Annotated in this window: 3 protein-coding genes; 2 read left to right on the top strand and 1 reads right to left on the bottom strand. The window is 42.9% G+C overall.

Translation table 11 applies throughout. The features are described 5' to 3' along the window. Together AB4653_RS22195 and AB4653_RS22190 are read left to right on the top strand one after the other, a co-directional pair. Positions 1-794 (top strand): DUF3943 domain-containing protein (locus tag AB4653_RS22195; protein ID WP_372105363.1); only part of this gene is annotated, 794 nt, incomplete at its 5' end. A 252-nt stretch (positions 795-1,046) separates the two neighbouring features. Then, positions 1,047-1,559 carry a glycine cleavage system protein R gene (locus AB4653_RS22190; RefSeq protein WP_009848853.1) on the top strand — a complete coding sequence of 171 codons (513 nt, stop codon included), beginning with the start codon at positions 1,047-1,049 and terminating at the stop codon, positions 1,557-1,559. 109 nt (positions 1,560-1,668) lie between these two features. On the opposite strand, the gene nspC is transcribed toward AB4653_RS22190, so the two are convergent. Further along, a complete protein-coding gene (gene nspC, locus AB4653_RS22185; RefSeq protein WP_102258304.1) occupies positions 1,669-2,808 on the bottom strand; it encodes a carboxynorspermidine decarboxylase in 1,140 nt (379 codons plus the stop codon). Positions 2,809-3,045 lie beyond the last annotated feature (237 nt).

Raw genomic sequence — 3,045 nt, 5'->3', positions numbered from 1 at the left:
AATGCGCTCAAGATTACTGTGTTAATGAAAGCTTGTACACCTATAAGCCTAGTAACAATTATGCGCTAAGCGAAACAAGCGACCAATATGATTTAACGATCGAAAAACAACCACTCTACCTTACCGTTAGCGATGGCAAAGATTGGGATTACCTCATGGGCCAAACTTATACCATTCTTGGTTTAAGTGTCGCAACCGTTGGCCTCATGACGCTTTTACCGGAAAGCATCACTAAGTGGGATGATGACCAGCGTGATATCAGTGCACTAGGTAAAAAATGGAAAGATAACGTTTCTGAAGGCCCTGTATGGGACCGTGATGAGCACTTCCTAAACTACGTAATGCATCCGTATTTCGGCGGTGTTTACTACACCGCAGCTCGACATGCTGGTTATGACGAGTTTGAGTCTTTCTTATACTCTTGGACAATGTCGACATTTTTCTGGGAATACGGCGTAGAAGCGTTTGCTGAAGTACCTTCATGGCAAGATATCTTTATTACACCATTCTTTGGGGCTGTTGTCGGTGAAATGATGCTAGAAGCAGAGCAAGACATTGTTGCTTCAGGTGGCGAAGTGATGGGCTCTCAAACCATGGGTGATGTTTCATTATTCTTCCTCAACCCTGTTGGCCATATCCACTACTGGGTAAGTGATGCATGGGGTGGTGACGCAGAAGTTAATCTGAATACTAACCCTTGGTGGGATAACAAAGACGCAGCACGATTCGCCTACGATGCAGGGGCAACATACGACTCTCAGTTTGTTGGTATGAACTTTAAAGTAACGTTTTAAATCGACTTCCAGTCTCTGAACTCTATGTTACTGCATTTCAAATAAATGCGACAACTCTTCTAAAAGCGGCTCTCTAGCCGCTTTTTTTGTGCCCTACTCTTCATTCTCTTTTTTTGCATCACAGCTTAGTTTCAAAAATTGACACAGGTCAAACATTGTTCGATGTAACCTTCTACACTGAAATTAAAGAACTTTATCGCGTGATATCAAACATTTAATTAGCAACGAACAATTGAGACTTTGGGGGCTGATATGAACAGTACATTTATCGTAAACTTTATCGGACAAGCATCACCAGCAACAATCAAGCAACTTGCTGCGGTTACTCACGAAAACGACGGAAAATGGCTCATCAGTAAAGTTAACTTTATTGAAGATCAAGTTGCAGGTGTATTAAAGATTCAACTTCCCGCCATCAACGAATCAATTGTTAAGGATGCTTTCAGTGCCAATGCTGACTTGATCGTGCAGTTTGTTGATTCAGACCACACTCACAACGCACAAGACACAATACATCACTTACGACTCGACTCTAACGACCGAGCTGGCATCGTCAACGAAGTGACACATGTACTAGACAGACAAGGAATTAGCATTCTAGATATGGATTGTCACCGAGTCTTTATCGCGGGTGGCGGTGGTGTTAGCTCAAGTCTATTTACTTCCAAGATCGCTGTGAAGTTGCCAATTGAAGTCTTGATTGATGATGTCGTGAATGAATTAGAAACGCTCAGTGAAGATACTCGAGTGATGATTGAGAGCTAACGGATAGCATTTCACTTCTATCCTTACTCTTTTCTCTGGTAACAGTTATCTATAAAAAAAAGAGCAGCTCACCGGCTGCTCTTTTTATTGTTCTAAAACTATGACTTAGTTACTTAACCGACCATTGTGATAATGATCGTTTGAAGTCTTCATAGCCAAATTCATTTAGCTTCTGAACTTCGCCATTGCTGCGATCGCAATAGATCGATGGCATTTTTAGGCCATTGAACCAGTTCAGTTTCACCATGGTGTAACCTGCACTGTCTAGCAGGTGCAGCTTTTGACCAATCTTAAGTGGCTCGTCAAAGCTAGCTTCGCAGAACTGATCGCCAGCAAGACATGAGCATGAACCAATCACATAGTCATGGCTACCATTTTCAGAGGCTTCTAATACCGATGCTGGCTCATTGTAGATAAGCGTATCAAGGCGGTGAGCTTCGGTTGCTGAATCGACAATTGCCGTTTTCTTCACGTTCTCAACAATATCAACAACTGTCACAACTAGGTCGGTTGTTTTAGTGATGATGGCTTCACCCGGCTCTAGGTACATCTGCACGCCGTGCTTTTCAGAGAAGGCTTTTAGCGCAAGACCCAGTTTCTCGATGTCATAACCCGGCCATGTGAAGAACACACCACCGCCCATGCTCACCCAGTCCAACTTATCTAGGTGCTCACCAAACTGCTCTGAGATTGAATCAAGCAAACCGATAAATGCATCGACGTCTTTGTTCTCGCAGTTCATGTGGAACATCACACCATTGATCTCATCGAAGATCCCCGGTTTGATGTGATCAGCTTGCACACCCAAACGTGAGAATTGACGCGCTGGGTTTGCCAAGTCTTGCCCTGCGTAGCTCACACCCGGATTTAATCGTAAACCCAATGAAGCCTTACCTTCAACAATATGACGGTAAACGGCAAGTTGGCTTTGAGAGTTGAAGATCATCTTGTCGCAGATATCCGCAACTTCTCTCACGTCATCTTCGCTGTAACCCACACTGTAAGCGTGCGTTTCACCACCAAAGGTTTCGTGGCCAAGCTTGACTTCGTATGGGCCAGAGCTTGTCGTGCCATCGAGGTAAGGTTTGATGATGTCAAACACACCCCATGTCGAAAAACACTTCAGTGCCAATACCAATTTCACACCTGAAATCTCTTTCAGTTGCTTGGCTTTCTCTAGATTCGCAATCAACTTGTCTTCGTTGATCATGAAATATGGGGTTTTTAGTTCTTCTTTCTTAAACGTCATTTTTGTAAACACTCAAGCAGCATCTATAGATGGAAAGGTAAATTAACAATTTTGGTGTGATTTATTTTGATTTTGTCCTGTCCGAGCGCAGTGAGTTACAAAATCAAAATAAATGATACCAAAGCTTCAAGGCTATCATCATCGAAAAGGGAACAATCCATGTCCCCTTTAATTAGCAATCAAAACAAGAAATCAGTTCTTATTTTTTCAGCTCTTGAATCACAGGAAGACCTTGGC

It is taken from the genome of Vibrio sp. 10N.222.48.A3 (genome assembly GCF_041475345.1).
Classification (GTDB): domain Bacteria; phylum Pseudomonadota; class Gammaproteobacteria; order Enterobacterales; family Vibrionaceae; genus Vibrio; species Vibrio tasmaniensis_A.
Note: the sequence above shows the minus strand (reverse complement) of the source record. Positions and strands in the feature narration are given on the sequence as shown.